The sequence below is a fragment of the Tetragenococcus halophilus subsp. halophilus DSM 20339 genome (assembly GCF_003841405.1).
In the GTDB taxonomy this organism is placed as follows: domain Bacteria; phylum Bacillota; class Bacilli; order Lactobacillales; family Enterococcaceae; genus Tetragenococcus; species Tetragenococcus halophilus.
This window is the reverse complement of sequence record NZ_PXYA01000002.1, coordinates 487,842-504,544: the sequence shown is the minus strand read 5'-3', so window position 1 is coordinate 504,544 and position 16,703 is coordinate 487,842. Positions and strand designations below refer to the sequence as shown.

At 38.6% G+C, this 16,703-nt stretch carries 9 protein-coding genes, 1 pseudogene and 1 other annotated feature; all 10 genes and pseudogenes read left to right on the top strand.

Features of this window, described 5'->3' with window-relative positions; translation table 11 throughout:
* The first annotated feature begins 112 nt into the window (after positions 1 to 112).
* On the top strand, positions 113 to 3,730 hold the full coding sequence (gene rpoB, locus C7K42_RS08070) for a DNA-directed RNA polymerase subunit beta (RefSeq protein WP_014123478.1): 3,618 nt from the start codon (positions 113 to 115) through the stop codon (positions 3,728 to 3,730).
* A gap of 129 nt (positions 3,731 to 3,859) precedes the next feature.
* Positions 3,860 to 7,513 (top strand): DNA-directed RNA polymerase subunit beta', encoded by a 3,654-nt coding sequence (gene rpoC, locus C7K42_RS08065; protein WP_014123479.1) that lies wholly within the window; start codon positions 3,860 to 3,862, stop codon positions 7,511 to 7,513.
* Between the two features lie 545 nt (positions 7,514 to 8,058).
* On the top strand, positions 8,059 to 9,357 hold the full coding sequence (ltrA, locus tag C7K42_RS08055) for a group II intron reverse transcriptase/maturase (RefSeq protein WP_232510086.1): 1,299 nt from the start codon (positions 8,059 to 8,061) through the stop codon (positions 9,355 to 9,357).
* Between the two features lie 587 nt (positions 9,358 to 9,944).
* Complete coding sequence (ltrA, locus tag C7K42_RS08040; protein WP_014123943.1) at positions 9,945 to 10,805, top strand: group II intron reverse transcriptase/maturase; 861 nt, start codon at positions 9,945 to 9,947, stop codon at positions 10,803 to 10,805.
* A 53-nt stretch (positions 10,806 to 10,858) separates the two neighbouring features.
* Complete coding sequence (locus tag C7K42_RS12900; protein WP_249038029.1) at positions 10,859 to 11,215, top strand: group II intron maturase-specific domain-containing protein; 357 nt, start codon at positions 10,859 to 10,861, stop codon at positions 11,213 to 11,215.
* A gap of 211 nt (positions 11,216 to 11,426) precedes the next feature.
* The gene (locus C7K42_RS08035) at positions 11,427 to 12,575 is read left to right on the top strand and encodes a 5-methyltetrahydropteroyltriglutamate--homocysteine S-methyltransferase (protein ID WP_103099870.1); all 1,149 of its coding nucleotides are present in this window, start codon (positions 11,427 to 11,429) and stop codon (positions 12,573 to 12,575) included.
* A gap of 73 nt (positions 12,576 to 12,648) precedes the next feature.
* Positions 12,649 to 12,864: a binding site (T-box leader), on the top strand.
* Between the two features lie 57 nt (positions 12,865 to 12,921).
* Positions 12,922 to 14,064, top strand: a pseudogene (locus tag C7K42_RS08030) (5-methyltetrahydropteroyltriglutamate--homocysteine S-methyltransferase).
* A 100-nt stretch (positions 14,065 to 14,164) separates the two neighbouring features.
* A complete protein-coding gene (locus tag C7K42_RS08025; protein ID WP_014123484.1) occupies positions 14,165 to 14,836 on the top strand; it encodes a response regulator transcription factor in 672 nt (223 codons plus the stop codon).
* A gap of 94 nt (positions 14,837 to 14,930) precedes the next feature.
* Complete coding sequence (locus tag C7K42_RS08020; RefSeq protein ID WP_014123485.1) at positions 14,931 to 15,851, top strand: ATP-binding cassette domain-containing protein; 921 nt, start codon at positions 14,931 to 14,933, stop codon at positions 15,849 to 15,851.
* A complete protein-coding gene (locus C7K42_RS08015; protein WP_103083910.1) occupies positions 15,844 to 16,701 on the top strand; it encodes a hypothetical protein in 858 nt (285 codons plus the stop codon). The genes C7K42_RS08020 and C7K42_RS08015 overlap by 8 nt, the downstream gene beginning before the upstream one ends.
* The last annotated feature ends 2 nt before the right edge of the window (positions 16,702 to 16,703 follow it).

The window sequence follows — 16,703 nt, the reverse complement described above, 5'->3', positions numbered from 1 at the left end:
TTTTTGCCTAAAGTTCGCAAAAAATGCTTGATGTTACTCAAATTTAACATTTGTAATCAAAATGTAACATTTTAGATAGCTTTTTTGGAAGACTTTTTAAGGGGTGAACAACTTGGCTGGACACGTAGTAAAGTACGGAAATTATCGTGAACGTAGAAGTTTCTCACGAATCAGTGAAGTACTGGAATTACCGAATTTGATCGAAGTTCAAACTGACTCTTATCAATGGTTCTTAGATGAAGGATTAAGAGAGATGTTTGAAGATATATTGCCAATTGATGACTTTAATGGAAACCTTTCATTGGAATTTGTGGACTATGAATTAAAGACCCCAAAATATACAGTGGAAGAAGCACGTTCACATGACGCAAATTATTCTGCGCCGTTACAGGTTACATTACGCTTGACCAATCGTGAAACAGGGGAAATTAAGTCACAAGAAGTATTTTTTGGTGATTTTCCGTTAATGACAGAACAAGGTACTTTTATTGTTAATGGGGCAGAGCGAGTAATTGTTTCTCAATTAGTCCGCTCTCCAGGCGTCTATTTTAGCAGTAAAGTAGATAAAAATGGTAGGGAAGGTTTTGGTTCTACTGTTATTCCTAACCGTGGTGCATGGTTGGAAATGGAAACAGATGCTAAAAACATATCTTACGTTAGAATTGACCGTACGCGTAAAATCCCTATGACTGTTTTAGTTCGGGCTTTAGGTTTTGGTTCTGATGATACGATTTTAGATATCTTCGGAGATAATGATTCTCTACGTAATACGATTGAAAAAGACTTACACAAAACAGCGACGGATTCAAGAACAGAAGAAGGATTAAAAGATATTTACGAACGCTTGCGTCCGGGTGAACCTAAAACAGCGGATAGTTCAAGAAGTCTTTTAAATGCTCGTTTCTTTGACCCGCGTCGTTATGATTTGGCTGCTGTGGGTCGCTATAAGATGAATAAAAAATTAGACTTGAAAACACGGTTATTAAACCTCACTTTAGCCGAAACATTGGCTGATCCTGAAACTGGTGAGATTATTCTGGAAAAAGGAACAGAAATCACCAATCAGATTATGGAAGATACTTTAGCTGAATATATCGATAATGGTTTAAATACTGTTACTTATTATCCATCCGAAGATGGTGTTGTAACTGACCCAATGAATATTCAAGTATTTAAGGTGTTTTCTCCTAATGATCCTGATCAAGATGTAAACGTGATTGGCAATGGCCTACCTGAATCAAATGTTCGGACGATTCTTCCAGCAGATATTGTTGCTTCAATGAGTTACTTCTTTAATTTAATGGAAGGTATCGGGATCACAGATGATATCGACCATTTAGGAAATCGTCGTATTCGTTCTGTAGGTGAATTATTGCAAAATCAATTTCGTATCGGACTAGCTCGGATGGAACGTGTGGTTCGTGAACGTATGTCTATTCAAGATACAGATACATTGACACCGCAACAATTAATTAACATTCGCCCGGTGGTAGCTAGTATTAAAGAATTTTTCGGTTCTTCACAGTTGTCACAATTTATGGATCAAACCAATCCATTAGGCGAGTTAACGCATAAACGACGTTTATCTGCTTTAGGCCCTGGTGGTCTGACACGTGACAGAGCTGGTTATGAAGTAAGAGACGTTCACTATTCTCACTATGGTCGGATGTGCCCGATTGAAACACCAGAAGGACCTAATATTGGTTTGATCAATAGTTTGGCTTCTTATGCAAAAGTTAATCGATATGGTTTTATTGAAACACCTTATCGTCGCGTTGATCGTACAACAGGTCGTGTGACTGAGCAAATTGATTATTTAACAGCTGATATCGAAGATAACTATGTAGTAGCACAAGCAAACAGTCCATTAAATGAAGATGGAACATTTGCAGAAGATGTTGTTATGGCTCGTGCTACAAGTGAAAATCTTGAAGTTTCTACAGATAAAGTCGACTATATGGACGTATCTCCAAAACAAGTCGTTTCAGTAGCTACAGCTTGTATTCCGTTCTTGGAAAATGATGACTCAAACCGTGCTTTAATGGGTGCAAACATGCAGCGACAAGCAGTGCCGCTAATTAATCCACGTTCGCCTTGGGTAGGTACTGGTATGGAATATACTTCAGCACATGATTCAGGCGCTGCTCTGTTATGTAAAGCAGCTGGTATTGCTGAATATGTAGATGCAACAGAAATTCGCGTACGTCGTGATAACGGTGCATTGGATATTTATCATATTACAAAATTCCGTCGTTCTAACTCAGGAACAAGTTATAACCAACGTCCTTTGGTTCAACAAGGTGAAAAAGTTGAAAAAGGTGATATCTTAGCTGATGGCCCTTCAATGGAAAATGGCGAAATGGCATTAGGTCAAAACGTTGTTGTTGGCTTTATGACCTGGGAAGGTTATAACTATGAAGATGCGGTTATCATGAGCCGTCGTTTAGTTAAAGATGACGTTTATACTTCTGTTCATATCGAAGAATATGAGTCAGAAGCTCGTGATACGAAATTAGGCCCAGAAGAAATCACACGTGAAATTCCTAATGTTGGTGAAGATGCATTAAAAGATCTTGATGAAATGGGCATTGTCCGAATTGGTGCTGAAGTCCGTGATGGAGATCTTTTGGTCGGAAAAGTAACACCAAAAGGAGTCACCGAATTATCGGCAGAAGAACGTTTATTGCATGCTATATTTGGTGAAAAAGCTCGTGAAGTTCGTGATACTTCACTTAGAGTGCCTCACGGTGGCGGCGGAATCATTCACGATGTGAAGATCTTTACTCGCGAAGCTGGAGATGAATTATCGCCTGGAGTGAATATGCTCGTTCGGGTTTACATTGTACAAAAACGTAAAATTCAAGAAGGCGATAAAATGTCTGGTCGTCACGGAAATAAAGGGGTTGTCTCTCGTATTATGCCCGAAGAAGACATGCCTTTCTTACCAGACGGAACACCAATTGATATTATGTTAAACCCACTAGGTGTTCCATCTCGGATGAACATCGGACAAGTATTAGAATTGCACTTGGGAATGGCCGCTAGACAATTAGGTATTCATGTAGCTACGCCAGTTTTTGACGGAGCAAATGATAGTGATGTTTGGGAAACTGTGGAAGAAGCAGGTATGGCAAAAGATGCTAAAACAGTGCTATATGATGGACGTACTGGTGAACCGTTTGATGGTAGAGTTTCTGTAGGCGTAATGTATATGATCAAATTGGCTCACATGGTTGATGATAAATTACATGCTCGCTCAATTGGCCCTTACTCATTAGTAACGCAACAACCACTTGGTGGTAAAGCACAATTTGGTGGTCAACGCTTTGGTGAAATGGAAGTTTGGGCACTAGAGGCTTATGGTGCTGCTTATACCCTACAAGAAATCTTAACCTACAAGTCAGATGATGTAGTAGGACGGGTAAAAACCTATGAAGCCATTGTCAAAGGGGAACCTATTCCAAAACCAGGTGTTCCTGAATCCTTCCGTGTGTTAGTTAAAGAATTGCAATCACTTGGATTGGATATGCGCGTTCTAGATAACGAAAATGAAGAAGTAGAATTACGCGATATGGATGACGAGGACGATGATTTAATCACTGTAGATGCCTTAGAAAAATTTGCTGAAAAACAAAATGCTGAAAAAGTAGAAACAGATGCTGCAAGCAAAGAACCAGAAAAGAAACAATTGGATGAAGAAAACAATCCAGCAGATGCTCCTGTAGATTAATTAAAATCATCTTTTTAGAAGAAACAGGGTTGCTATTTATAAAAATATTTTTATAAATAGCTGTCCGTTTTTTCAAAGTTACTTACATTTTCTGATCGAAGTTGCGAATTGAAATGGAGGGAACCCTTTTTGATCGATGTAAATAAATTCGAAAATATGCAAATAGGCTTGGCTTCTCCCGAAAAAATTAGAAGCTGGTCTTATGGCGAAGTCAAAAAACCTGAGACCATTAACTATCGTACGTTAAAACCTGAACGTGAGGGTTTATTTGATGAGCGTATTTTCGGTCCTACAAAAGACTGGGAATGTGCTTGTGGAAAGTACAAGCGAATCCGTTATAAGGGTATTGTTTGCGATCGTTGTGGGGTAGAAGTAACACGTTCAAAAGTTCGTCGTGAACGAATGGGACATATTGAACTAGCTGCTCCTGTATCTCATATCTGGTACTTTAAAGGTATCCCATCTCGTATGGGGCTTGTTTTAGACATGAGTCCACGCGCATTAGAAGAAATTATCTATTTTGCTTCTTATGCTGTTATTGACCCAGGTAATACCAGCTTAGAAAAGAAACAATTGTTGACTGAGCGTGAATATCGTGAAAAACGCGAACAATATGGACAAGAATTTAACGCTGCAATGGGTGCTGATGCGATCAGACAACTATTGGAAAGCGTAGATTTAGATAGTGAAGCAGATGAACTAAAAGAAACCTTGAAAACTGCTTCGGGTCAAAAAAGGACAAGAGCTATTCGCCGTTTGGATATCTTGGAAGCTTTCCGTACGTCTGGAAATGAACCAAGCTGGATGGTAATGGACGTTGTCCCAATTGTACCGCCAGATTTACGACCAATGGTACAATTAGAAGGTGGACGTTTTGCTACTTCTGATTTAAACGATTTATATCGTCGTGTTATTAACCGTAATAACCGATTGAAACGTTTGTTGGATTTAAACGCACCTAATATTATTGTTCAAAATGAAAAACGTATGTTGCAAGAAGCAGTTGACGCTTTGATCGATAATGGTCGTCGTGGTCGTCCTGTTGCAGGACCAGGAAATCGTCCGTTGAAGTCTCTTTCTCATATGCTAAAGGGAAAACAAGGACGCTTCCGTCAAAACCTATTAGGTAAACGGGTAGACTATTCTGGACGTTCAGTTATCTGTGTTGGACCATTTTTGAAAATGTATCAATGTGGATTGCCAAAAGAAATGGCAATAGAATTATTTAAGCCATTTGTTATGAGAGAATTAGTTAAACGTGAATTAGCTTCTAACGTAAAAAATGCTAAACGTAAAATTGAAAGACAAGAAGACGATGTGTGGGACGTATTAGAAGATGTTATTAAAGAGCATCCTGTACTATTAAACCGCGCACCTACGCTTCACCGTCTAGGTATTCAAGCTTTTGAACCTGTATTAGTAGAAGGACGCGCTATTCGTTTGCATCCTCTAGCTTGTGAAGCTTACAATGCTGACTTTGACGGGGACCAAATGGCTGTTCACGTACCTCTAAGTGAAGAAGCCCAAGCTGAAGCTCGAGTAATGATGTTAGCTGCTCAACATATTTTGAATCCAAAAGATGGAAAACCAGTTGTTACGCCATCACAAGACATGGTTTTAGGGAACTACTACTTAACATTAGAAGAAGCAGAACGCGAAGGAGAAGGTATGATTCTTCGTGACATGAACGAAGCAGTCACTGCTTGGAAAAATGGCTACGTTCACTTGCATTCTCGTGTAGCAGTTGATCCTGAACGTTTAGGTGGTAAGCCATTGACAGACTTCCAAAAAGGTCGTTTGATGGTGACAACTGTTGGTAAAATTATCTTTAATACCATTATGCCAGCAGAATTCCCTTACTTGAATGAACCAACTGATTTTAATTTAACCGTGCAAACGCCGGATAAATACTTCATTGATGCTGGGACAGATATTCCTGCTCACATTAAAGAGCAAGATTTGATAGAACCATTCAAAAAAGATAATTTGGAAGATATTATCGCTGAAGTTTTTAAACGGTTTAAGGTAACCGAAACTTCACGTATGCTTGACCGTATGAAAGATCTAGGTTATAGTCATTCCACTCATGCTGGTATTACGGTTGGTATTTCTGATATTACTGTTTTACAAGAAAAAGAAGAACTTATTAATGAAGCGCACAAACAAGTTGCTACTGTTTCAAAACAGTTCCGTCGTGGTTTGATTACTGATGATGAACGTTATGAACGAGTGATTGATATTTGGAATGAAGCCAAAGATAATATTCAATTGAAATTATCGAAATCTCTTGGTAACCAAAACCCAATTTATATGATGTCTGACTCGGGTGCCCGCGGGAATATTTCTAACTTTACCCAACTTGCTGGAATGCGGGGCTTGATGGCAGCTCCAAGTGGTCAGATCATGGAATTACCGATTATTTCTAACTTCCGTGAAGGCTTAACTGTTTTGGAAATGTTCATTTCTACTCACGGTGCACGTAAAGGTATGACTGATACAGCCTTGAAGACTGCGGACTCAGGTTACTTGACACGTCGTTTAGTGGATGTAGCACAAGATGTGATTGTTCGAGAAGACGATTGTGGAACAGATCGTGGCCTTGAAATCGAAGCGATTAAAGAAGGTAATGAAATTATTGAGCCTTTGGAAGAACGTCTCGTAGGTCGTTATACAAGCAAGGCTGTTTACCATCCTGAAACTGGGGAAGTAATTGTTGAAGCCAATGACTTAATTAATGAAGTTGAAGCTAAACAAATTGTAAATGCTGGTATTGAAAAAGTAACAATTCGTTCAGCATTTACTTGTAATAGTAAGCATGGCGTTTGTCGTCTTTGCTATGGACGTAACTTGGCTACTGGTAATGAAGTAGAAGTTGGGGAAGCCGTAGGTACTGTTGCTGCACAATCTATTGGTGAACCTGGTACCCAATTAACAATGCGTACTTTCCATACTGGTGGTGTTGCTGGTGATGATATTACTCAAGGGCTACCACGTATACAAGAAATTTTTGAAGCACGTAACCCTAAAGGGGAAGCAGTGGTCACTGAAGTAACAGGAGAAGTTACTGAAGTAGCTGAGGATGCCGCTACTCGTACAAAAGAAGTTACAGTTACTGGCGAAACGGATACACGGACTTATACGGTGCCGTATACTGCACGTATGAAAATTTCTGAAGGAGATCACATCCATCGTGGAGCACCGTTAACAGAAGGTTCTATCGATCCGAAACACTTATTGCAAGTGCGTGATGTACTTTCTGTAGAAAATTATCTGTTACGTGAAGTACAACGTGTTTATCGTATGCAAGGGGTAGAAATTAGTGACAAGCACGTTGAAGTTATGGTCCGTCAAATGTTGCGCAAGGTTCGTGTCATGGATCCAGGGGATACAGATATTCTACCTGGTACTATGATGGATATTGCAGACTTTAGAGATCAAAATTATAATGTCTTAGTTACTGGTGGCATTCCTGCAACTTCTCGTCCAGTACTCCTTGGTATTACGAAGGCTTCTCTGGAAACTAACAGCTTCTTATCAGCTGCTTCCTTCCAAGAAACGACTCGTGTGCTAACAGATGCTGCAATTCGCGGTAAACAAGATCCACTTCTTGGTCTAAAAGAAAATGTTATTATTGGTAAGACTATCCCAGCTGGTACCGGGATGCCTCGTTACCGTAATATGGAACCTAAAGAAGTAAATACAGCTAGCGAAAATGTTTATAGTATTTCTGATATTGAAGCACAAATGGCTGCAGAAGATGCATTAAATGAAACACAAAGCTAATGTGAATAAAAGATACACTTTGTAATTACTGCAAAGTGTATCTTTTTTGGTGCGCTCGGCATGGGCGATAACTTGGTGGTGAAAGTCCACTACAGGCTTGGCAGTAGGAACTGTTAGCCAAAAGCAAGGGTGTCCACTGCGAAGTGGAATCTGAAGGAAGCTGGAGGCAAACACTCGCGCTGACGAACAGAAACCTCATAGGAAGGCTGGATTGGGACGGATGAGCTTGCCAAACAAAGCAAAGTCCAATACTGCCCGAACCCCATACAGTAAATGAGGCAGCGGCATGAGTGGAAGGTTATCACTCCTTACCCGAGGATATCTATCTAGCGACAGCTGTCGTAGTAATAACGAATAGATAGAAGTCAGCTGAGGTCATAGTAGGGAAAATGTACCGAAGGACCGAACAATATTCATACAAAGTATAGATTGGAGGTTAGAGGAAGCAAAGAAGACAGAAAACAACCATAAGGTTGGCAATCTACAGAGGGATAAGGTGGAACCTGAAAGCGTATGTAGATGTGTCGAGTTATCCTCTAGGAGAAATGAAAGAAATGTATCGTAAGTCTTCATCTTTGATGAAGTCCGTTGTAAGAAAAGAAAATCTTAAGACAGCCGCAACAAGGGTCCGACGTAATAAAGGAGCCGCTGGTGTCGATGGTATGGCTGTGGATGAAGTAGAAGACCACATTGAGAAGTTGTATGCGCCACTAAGGCAGAAATTGCTTCAAGGGACCTACCAGCCACAACCGGTCAAACAAGTCGAAATACCGAAACCCAATGGTGAAAAACGCCAATTGGGAATCCCATGTGCGCGTGATCGCGTAGTTCAACAAGCGATTCGACAAGTCATTGAGCCCATCATTGACCCATACTTTCTTCCACAAAGCCACGGATTTCGCCCGAATAAGGGAACACACACTGCTTTGAAGCAATGTGTCGCTTATTATGAGGAAGGCTATAAAGTGGTGGTCGATTGTGACTTGAAACAATGCTTTGACACACTAAATCATGACAAGCTCATGTATCACTTAGAGCAGTTTATTCAAGATAAGGCAATTCTCAAGGTTATTCGTAAGTTCTTGACGAGTGGTGTGATTAACCTGTCTAGCGAATACGTAGAAAGAAAGTCGGGTGCACCTCAAGGGGCGGTCTTATCGCCTCTTCTCTGTAATATTTACTTACATGAACTGGATAAAGAACTTGAGAAAAGAGGACACCAATTTGTTCGTTATGCCGATGACTTCGTCATCTATGTCAAGTCAAAACGTGCGGGCGAACGAGTGTTAAAAAGTGTGACCCGTTTCATTGAAAAAGATCTTAAACTCATTGTTAATCAAGACAAGAGTCAAGTGGGGGCACCAACGCGTTTAAAATTCTTGAGCTGTCTGATAATGAAAGTCAATGGCACCTGTCGTTTTATCCCTACCAAAGAAGCCAAGAAGAAATTCAAAGCCGAATTGAAACGTCGAACAAGCCGTAAGCGTGCGGGTGATTTTCGAACGATCATAGAGGAAATCAATCAAGTCACGCGTGGCTGGATAGGCTATTTCGGATTGGGATTTATTCGAGGTTTTATTCAAAAGGAAATTGAACCATGGTTACATCACCGCATCAGGCAGCTGATCCTCAAACGTTGGAAAGTTCCCAAAACGAAAATAACGAAGTTATTGTCTTATGGTTTAGATTTAAACGGCGCCAAGAAAATCGGATCCTCTAGAAAGAAATATTGGCGACTGTCCAAAACGTCTGAAGTTCATCGGACACTTACAAACGAAAGACTCCACCGATGGGGCTTAGTTTCACTAAGCGCCTTGGTAGAGTCTGCTTACGCAAGATATTGAACCGCCGTATACGGAACCGTACGTACGGTGGTGTGAGAGGTCGACTAGCCAATTAATGGCTAGTCACCTACTCGATTGCGCTCGGCATGGGCGATAACTTGGTGGTGAAAGTCCACTACAGGCTTGGCAGTAGGAACTGTTAGCTAAAAGCAAGGGTGTCCGTCGTGAGGCGGAATCTGAAGGAAGCTGGAGGCAAACACTCGCACTGACGAACAGGAATCTCATAAGAAGGCTGAATTGGGACGGACGAGCTTGCAAAACAAAGCAAAGTCCAATACTGCCCGAATCCCATACAGTAAATGAGGCGGTGACGTGAGTGGAAAGTTATCGCACCTTACCCGAGGAGGTCTGCCTAGCGATAGAAATCGTAGTAACAACGAATAGGCAGAAGTCAGCCAAGGTCATAGTAGTATCCTATGGATATGAAGGACTGAACAATAATAACTTTGAAGTAAACAAGGAGGTGGACGTGCTCACCAGGACCGCAGCCAATACCGTGGTAAAGACCGATAGGTAGCTCACTCGTGGAAGGATAAGCTGGAAGCAAAAGAAGAAATGAGGAGCGCGTAAGGGAGCACGACAATAAGATGATGAACCAAAGTGGCTTTCCATTAATGAACGAACTCGTCAGCTCAATGAATATAGATCGAGCGATCGAGAAAGTCAAAAAGAACAAAGGAGCACCGGGAATCGATGATATGACGGTATCTGAAATCAAATCTCATTTGAACAAGTATCGTCGTCCCTTTGTACAAAAGCTGAGAGAAGGGACCTATCGCCCACAACCAACAAAACGTGTGGAAATTCCTAAAGGAAACGGCAAGAAACGAAAATTGAGCATCCCCGTCGTACGGGACCGCGTAGTACAACAAATGATTTTACAAGTCATCACGCCCTTGATCGACCCGACCTTTTCGGAAAACAGCTATGGGTTTAGACCTGGAAAAAGCTGTCAACAAGCAATAGCGAAGGCAGGCCAATATTATGAAGAAGGCTATGACGTGGTTGTCGACTGTGATTTAAAGAGCTATTTCGACACGATTAACCATCAGAAACTTATGCATCGTATGCAATGGTACATCGAAGAAAAGGCCGTTCTCCAACTTATTTGGAATTTCTTAAACGCAGGAGTAATGGAGGGCGAAATTCTTCGTCCAACTTCAAAAGGAGCCTCCCAAGGGAGCCCGCTTTCTCCTCTTTTAGCCAATGTTTATCTGGACCAATTGGACAAGGAACTCGAAAGAAGAAACCATCGGTTTATTCGATACGCGGACGATTTTATTATCTTTGTCCAAAGCGAGCGGGCCGCTCAGAGAGTCCAAGAAAGTATTACCCAATTCCTGGAAAAGAAATTACGATTGACGGTGAATCAAGAAAAGAGCCAAATCATTAAGGCGCATCAATTAGAATACCTGAGCTATCGTATGAGAAAAGATAAGGGAAAGTAAAGAGCCGACCCACAGCGTCGGCCAAACAAAAGTTCAAAAGAACGCTGAAAAGATTGACGAACCGAAAAAGGGTGGGCACGCTAGATGAGATGATCAAAACCATCAATCAGTACACCCAAGGTTGGATTCAATACTATAAAGACGGAGAACTAAAAACTTTCCTAGCTAAACAGATGGAATACTTACGACATAGGTTGCGAGCCTTGATTTGGAAAAGATGGAAGAAAGTCGATACGAAACACCGCCAACTGAAGGCAAGAGGGGCCTCTCATAAAGAGGCCATGACGTATGCGAATAGCCGGAAACAGTATTGGCGAATTTCAAAATCAAAACTTCTAAGTAGAATCTTCAGCAAAGAAAAGTTCAAACAATGGAAACTCAAGGATTTCATTGAAATCCTTGAGAAATAAAAGCTTAAATTATTGAACCGCCGTATACGGAACCGTACGTACGGTGGTGTGAGAGGTCGACTAATCAATTAATGGTTAGTCTCCTACTCGATTTGGCAAATGATCGTTAAGAAGTTTTGACAAGCAAAATTTAAACATGCTAGGATATTTTATAATTTCGGCAAAGTAGTTTTAAAAAGGCATTTTAATTAATAACAGTTGAGGAGAAATTATGATGTGTGCTATTAATAAAAAAGATATTCCATTTACAGTAGATCATGTAGGAAGTTTTTTACGCCCAGAACGTATTAAAACCGCCAGAAAAGATTTTTTTAATGGTGATATAAGGAAAAAAAAGTTACGAAATATTGAGGATAAAGAAATAGAAAAATTGATCGAAAAAGAAAAAAAGGTTGGCTTATACGGGATTACGGATGGGGAATTTCGTCGTACTTTTTGGCACTGGGATTTTTTAGAACATTTAAATGGCATAGAAGGTTATACTGCTGAGCATGGACGTAACCAGAAACTTCTTGCCCAAGCAGCTCCTGATTATCATATTCGTGTTATTGATCGGGTTTCTTTTAATAAAGATCATCCTTTTTTAAATGATTTTGCCTTTTTAAAAGAAAAGTTAAGAAAGGATGAAAATGTTATTGCTAAAACTTCTATTCCCAGTCCGAATATGATTTTGCGCCAAGAGTTATTAGCAAATGATGATACAACAAGAATCCATCACATATATCCGGATTTGACTGACTTTTATCATGATTTGGCACAAACCTATAAAGAAGCTATTAAAGCTTATTACGAGAAGGGTTGCCGTTATTTACAATTTGATGACACCAACTGGGCGTTTCTAGCGGACGCTGATAAAAGAAAAGCATTACAAGAACAAGGGATTCATCCAAAGAAAGTAGCTCGAATTTGTAGGGATATTATTAACGAAGCTTTGGAGGATAAACCCAAAGATTTAACACTGACAACCCATATTTGTCGAGGAAACCATGCATCTTCTTGGTTATTTTCAGGTGGCTATGAACCAATCGCTGAAGAATTGTTTGCCACAAATTATGATGGCTTTTTCCTAGAATATGATTCAGAGCGTGCGGGTGATTTTGCTCCCTTACGTTATTGGAATAACAAAGACAGTAAAATTGTTTTAGGGCTAGTAACTTCAAAATTTCCGGAATTAGAAAGTAAAGAAGAAATAAAAAAAAGAATTAAAGAAGCCACAAAGTACGTTCCATTAGAAAAGTTAAGTATCAGTCCGCAATGTGGTTTTGCTTCCTCTGAAAAAGGAAATCGTCTGACTGAACAAGAACAATGGGAAAAAATTAAATTGTTACAAGAAGTCGCTGCAGATGTTTGGCGAATATAAAAATTAGTAAGGGATATAAAAAAGCAAGGCTTGACAAGTAAAATTTAAACATGCTATTATATCAACATTATATAAAATTCCCGTGATTTAGAGAGTAGACTTTAAACTTTCTCAGAGAAGCGCTGGTAGGTGAGAAGTGCTGATGGTAAGAAGTTGAAGATGACTAAGGAGGAACTTTTGGCGATAAGTAGCTAGAAGCGGAAGGTTCTACCGATAAAAAGGACAGCCGATAAAGTAAGTGTTGGTTTGAGCGTTTAAAAGGTGGTACCGCGGTAAAGTCGCCCTTTTGTCAGTATTATGCTGGCAAGAGGGCTTTTTTTATTAATAATGTTGAGGAGGAGATCATATGAGTACTTTTGAACAAGTAGAAATTCCATTTACGGTAGATCATGTTGGAAGTTTTTTGCGTTCAGAACGTTTAAAAACAGCCAGAAAAGATTATTTTAATGAAGAGATAACGAAAAAAGAGCTACGAAATATTGAGGATAAAGAAATAGAAAAATTGATCGAAAATGAAAAAAAGGTCGGCTTACACGGAATTACTGATGGGGAATTTCGTCGTGGTTTTTGACATCTGGATTTTTTAGAACATCTTAATGGTGTGGAAGGTTATGTTCCTGAAGGGGGTTATAATCAGCAATTTCATGGGCAAGCGGCCCCTTCTTACAATATTCGTGTAACCGACCGAATTTCTTTTAATGAAAACCATCCATTTCTAGAGGATTTTATTTTCTTAAAAGAGAAAGTTGGAGATGATAAAAACACAATTGCTAAGGCTTCTGTACCTAGCCCTAATATGATTTTACGTCAGGAGTTATTAGCAAATGACGGTACAACAAAAATTTATGAGATATATCCTGATTTAAAAGACTTTTATCATGATTTGGCACAAACTTATAAAGACGTTATTAAAGCTTATTATGAAAAAGGATGTCGTTACTTACAATTTGATGACACCAATTGGGCATTTCTAGCGGACGCTGATAAAAGAAAAGCACTACAAGAACAAGGGATCGATCCTAAAAACATTGCTCGAATTTGTACCGAAATCATTAATGAAGCCTTGGAGGAAAAACCCAAAGATTTAACACTGACAACCCATATTTGTCGAGGAAATCATGCTTCTTCTTGGCTATTTTCAGGCGGTTATGAGCCAATCGCTGAAGAATTGTTTGCCACAAATTATGATGGTTTTTTCCTAGAATATGATTCAGACCGTGCGGGTGATTTTTCTCCTTTACGTTACTGGAATAACAAAAATAGTAAAATTGTTTTAGGCTTGGTTACATCTAAATTCCCGGAATTAGAAAGTAAGGAAGAAATAAAAAAAAGAATTAAAGAAGCCACGGAGTATGTTCCACTGGAAAATTTAAGTATCAGTCCACAATGTGGATTTGCTTCAACAGAGGAAGGTAACCGTCTGACTGAACAAGAACAATGGGAAAAAATTAAGTTGTTACAAGAAGTTGCTGCCAATGTTTGGAAATAACAAAAAAGAAAGATAATTCAATAAAAAACTGAATTATCTTTCTTTTTTTATTTGTACACGCTAAAATGCAAATAGATGAATTATAGTAAGGTGAAGAGCAATGAAGAAAATTTTGATTGTAGAAGATGATAATGATATCAATAACTTGTTAAATGACTTACTCGAAACTGATTATGACGTAACACAAGCTTTTGCTGGGTCCGAGGCTAAGCGACTTTTAGTGGATGAAAGTTTCGACCTTATTTTGTTGGATTTGATGTTGCCAGGAGTTAGTGGTGAAGAATTAATTGCTGAAATTCGTTTAACAAATGTTACGCCAATTATTGTTATCACTGCCAAAAATGAGCCTAGTGTTTTATCTGAAGTATTTGAAACAGGAGCTAATGATTACATCGCTAAACCTTTTAATACCGTTGAAGTAACAGCCAGGATAAAAAATCAGTTGCGAAGTCGTACAATCGATGAAACTAACGGTACTATCTTAACAGTAGGCAAAATTAAAATGAACGATGAAACCCATGAAGTTTATTATCAAGATCAGTTGATTTCATTGACGCAAAAAGAATATGAATTATTAAAATGTTTTTTACAACATCCTAAAAAAGTATTTACCAAGGCAAATTTATATGAAACGATCTGGCAAGAACCTTATTTTGGGGATGATAATACTATTACAGTCCATATTTCTCGTTTACGTAATAAATTTCAAACGTTTACGGAAGCAGAAGTTATTAAAACTATTTGGGGTGTAGGCTTTCAACTAAATACTTAGTCAATTTAATACTTTTGTAAGATTTACGACAAGATTTTGAAAGTTCTCCTTACTAAGGTAAAAGTATACTCAAAAAAGCTAAAGGAGAGTAAGTATGGAAAACCTACTGAGCACTCATGCTGTGACAAAGACTTATGGTAAACAAAACGCTTTGCACAATGTTTCCATTCATGTCAGGTCTGGAGAAGTATATGGACTGGTTGGCAAAAATGGTGCAGGAAAATCGACTTTATTTAAAGTAATAATGGGCCTTGTGGTACAAGACAGAGGCGAGGTGTCGATTTATGATCAACCTTCTATCGAGAATTTAGAAGGTTCTCAAAAAAATATCGGTTTTATGTATGGTTCACAGTTTTTTCCTTATCTAAATGCTCGGGAAAATTTAACTTATACTTGCAAACTTAAAGGAATCACAGATAAAACAGAAGTCGATCGTGTGTTGAAATTAGTCGAATTGGATAAAGTGAAAAAGAAAGTTAAAACATTTTCTATGGGGATGAAACAACGTTTAAATATTGCCAATGCTTTAGTTGGTAAGCCTGATTTAATTATCATGGATGAGCCGATCAATGGTTTGGACCCTCAAGGTATTGCTAGTTTTAGAAAGTTAGTGCAAAAATTGAACCGTGAACAGGAAATTACTTTTTTACTATCTTCACATATTTTGGGAGAATTAGGGATCATGGCCACACGATTTGGCTTTATTCATGACGGTGAGTTGTTAAGTGAAATTGATCGAAAAACTTTATTAGAAAAAACAGAGGACCAAGTGATTATCAAAGTAGATAACCCAGAAAAAGCGGCCTATCTATTAGAGGAACAGCTGACTCCTTTAGATTATGTAGTTAATGGTGATAAGGAAATTATTCTTTCTGACCATATTGATGAAACAAATAAAATTGCAAAAATTTTAGTAGATGGTGGGCTTGAATTATATAAATTGACGCCCCATCAACAAACTTTGGAAGAGTATTATCTTTCTCTTATTCATCAAGGAGGTCAAGAAAATGTTTAATTATATTAAAGCGGATCTTTATCGGATTTTTCATAAACGGAGTAACCAATTATATTGGTTGATTTTGGCAGGTTTATTTTTAACTTTTGTCATTTTTGGCTCGACAAATGCTAATTTTGCCGATAATAAAAGTGAACTTACAGAGATGTATTTTTCCGTAGCAGTGATGCCTCTTACTTTGTTTGGTTCTTTGGTCATAAGTCCTCAGTTTTATTATGCCGTGTATTTAGATGAGCTTAATAACAAAGGGTTTGTCCGTTTATTTAGTTCTGGGTTGCGTAAAAGCGAATATATTGTAGCAAAAATTATTAGTTCGCTAGTTTATATGCTTGCTGTATTCCTCTTTTTAGCAATTGCCTATCTTGGCGGATTTGCTATACTTGCATTATTAAATAATGGGGCGCCCTTTTTTACAATGAGTCAAATTGAAGTTTTGCTTAGTTTAGTCGCCTATCTAGCTTTATTTACAATTGCTTTTTCTTCATTGACTAATATAATTACTTTGAAATGGCAGGGTGGCAATATTCCGTTATTTCTATTTTTCATTATTTCAAATGGTATTCTAGGGAATCTTATTAGATGGATAAATCATGCACGCGTTTTACGTAATTTTAATTTTAGTCCTTATTTACTTTCGACAAATACTGGAAAACTACAAGCGGCTTTGAGAAATGGAATTTTTTATGGGCAACAAGGGCAACCCGCTAATCGACCACCAAGTGCACAAGCAGCTCTGAAAACGATAGATTCCATTGGCTCACAGCCTTTTATTATTATAGGTATTTATATTATTGTAACGACGGTTATTTCATTTTTTATATTGAAATGTTCGGATGTCAAAGATAATTAGTA